The following is a 2,407-nucleotide window of genomic DNA, read 5'->3' as shown; positions in this document are numbered from 1 at the left end:
CACATCACCAAAGGCATTATAGCGAAAGCGAACACCAAAGTTACTCGCTAACCAATCAGAGCTTGTTACGTTTTGCATTGCATCGGAGGTTGTTTCTTCCGTTGTCATGCCTTTTGCGGGGTTTGTCCATGCTCCGCGACGGTATCCGTTAAAAACTTCTGAAGAGTCCCACCGGTTTTTGTTTCGGTCTGCATTGTAATGATCAGCAATAAAAAAGACGCTTCCCCCGTTCTGAACATATTGTAAAAGGGCGGCTTGTTCAGAAGATTTATACGGAATATTCGCTTCTGGCACAACAAACACGCTATAGCCACTGAGGTCACTGTATGTAATCGGCGTAGATTTTCGCAGCTCTTTTACATCAAACCCACTACCTGCCAGTCCTTTCCCAAAATCAGAAAAACCTCCGTCAATAACCCAATCTGCTGTACCCGCAGTTTGACCATGCGTATTATCAAACAAGATTTTTTTACCGTTATTTTCATTTACGACAGAGGCTTTAATTTCTGGTGCAGGGTCAGCAGCGCTTTCTGCTGATGCTGAATGAGTGGTAAAAGGCAGTGAGATAGATAAAGCTGTACACATTGTTAAAACGGCATAACCTACGCGATTATATTTTTTTCGCATATAAAATGCTCCTCTCAAATTTTTGCAATGCTTGTCTTTTCAAGAGGATTATAGCAGGTTCATTTATGATTTTTTTAAATTTATTGTAAATAATATATATTTTTTCAAAAAAGGTTCTTTATACCTTATATTTGTCGATAGGAGCCCTTTGAAATATGCCCATGATTATATGTAAAATTTGTTAACGATAACGACTTGAATATTCAAGAATACTGCGCAGCATTTGACGTGTACTTTTTGATTCGTTCGCGCGTTCTTTATATTCAAGAGGACGACTAGGAGTTGACATATTTTCTTCTTTATATTGAGAACTTTTGTTTTCTGACACGTTTTTTCACTTCCCTATCTCTATTTTATCAAGAGCAGCTCAAAGCTGCTCTTTTGGTTGTCATTCTTTTATTTGCTAGGACGGCTTACTTTTGCTTTTTGAAGCTCATCTGTATGAATATCGTTTGATAAAATACTTTTATTCACATTATCGACAGCAGCTTCACTGCTGCTGAATCCTTGGTTTTTGCTTTTATTTTGTTTACTCACTCCATCCACCTCCACGTGTAACGTCTATATTTTATGGAGTTATAAAAAGAAAATAAGAGGTAGTATTAGGAAAATGACCTTCTTTTCTTTTTGCTTGTATTCCTCCTATTTAAATAAAAATAAAATCTCCATATTTAACAGAATGCACCAGAAATAAATGTTCATACTAAGAGTAGAAATTCTGCATATTCATTTTGAAAATATAGGAGGAAATAAGCGTGAGTACAAATAGCAATACACTATCCATTTTTGCTTTAGGCGGCATTAATGAAATAGGAAAAAATATGTATGCCGTTCAATATGACGATGACATCATTGTGATTGACTGCGGGTCTAAATTTCCTGATGAAAGTTTATTAGGAATTGATTTGATCATACCTGATATTACATACTTACAAGAGAATCGAGAAAAAGTTCGCGCACTGGTTGTGACTCATGGTCATGAAGACCATATTGGAGGTATTCCTTATCTTTTAAAACAGTTAAATCTCCCTATTTATGCAACAAGCCTTACCCTTGGATTAATTGATATTAAACTTCAAGAGCATCAATTATCTGCTGAGACGGAGCTTATTGAAATCAACGAAGAGTCCGAAATTATATTAGGCAATATTCCGCTTTCGTTTTTTAAAACGAATCACAGCATTCCAGATTGTCTCGGCATTGTCTTTCATACCCCTGAAGGAGCTGTTGTGCATACGGGAGATTTTAAGTTTGATTTAACTCCTGTTAACAACCAATATCCAGATCTTCATAAAATGGCGAAAATCGGCAGTGAAGGTGTACTGGCTTTAATATCCGAAAGCACAAATGCTGAACGCCCTGGATTTACGCCTTCAGAAAAGCTAGTTGGCAAACATGTAGAAGAAGCTTTTCGTAAAGCAAAGCGAAAAGTGATTATTTCTACTTTCGCCTCCAACRTTAACCGCGTACAGCAAATTGTAGATGCAGCGATTAAAACGAATAGAAAGCTTGCGCTTCTTGGAAGAAGCATGGTTAACGTTGTATCAGTTGCGTTAGAGAAAGGGTATTTAACTATTCCTGAAGGGATGCTAATTGAACCTTATGAAGTACATTCACTTGCGCCTGAACAAGTCGCTATTCTCTGCACTGGAAGCCAAGGCGAGCCGATGGCCGCTCTATCTAGATTAGCCAGTGGAAATCACCGACAAGTAGAAATTCTTCCTGAAGACACGGTTATTTTATCAGCAGGGCCTATTCCTGGCAATGAACGTAATATCTC

At 37.7% G+C, this 2,407-nt stretch carries 3 protein-coding genes and 1 pseudogene; 1 reads left to right on the top strand and 3 read right to left on the bottom strand.

Features of this window, described 5'->3' with window-relative positions; translation table 11 throughout:
- The 3 genes and pseudogenes from AC1DRF_RS23400 to AC1DRF_RS23390 all read right to left on the bottom strand — a co-directional run.
- A pseudogene (locus tag AC1DRF_RS23400) lies at positions 1 to 585 on the bottom strand (DNA-binding protein); the annotation flags it as partial.
- A gap of 223 nt (positions 586 to 808) precedes the next feature.
- The gene (locus tag AC1DRF_RS23395) at positions 809 to 955 is read right to left on the bottom strand and encodes a hypothetical protein (protein WP_157842256.1); all 147 of its coding nucleotides are present in this window, start codon (positions 953 to 955) and stop codon (positions 809 to 811) included.
- Between the two features lie 68 nt (positions 956 to 1,023).
- Complete coding sequence (locus tag AC1DRF_RS23390; protein WP_165575335.1) at positions 1,024 to 1,164, bottom strand: hypothetical protein; 141 nt, start codon at positions 1,162 to 1,164, stop codon at positions 1,024 to 1,026.
- 218 nt (positions 1,165 to 1,382) lie between these two features.
- Between AC1DRF_RS23390 and AC1DRF_RS23385 the strand changes: the two genes are divergently transcribed.
- Positions 1,383 to 2,407: ribonuclease J (locus AC1DRF_RS23385; RefSeq protein ID WP_477741821.1), on the top strand; the 1,025-nt coding region annotated here is incomplete at its 3' end.

The sequence above is a fragment of the Priestia sp. P5_B4 genome (assembly GCF_056400385.1).
Note: the sequence above shows the minus strand (reverse complement) of the source record. Positions and strands in the feature narration are given on the sequence as shown.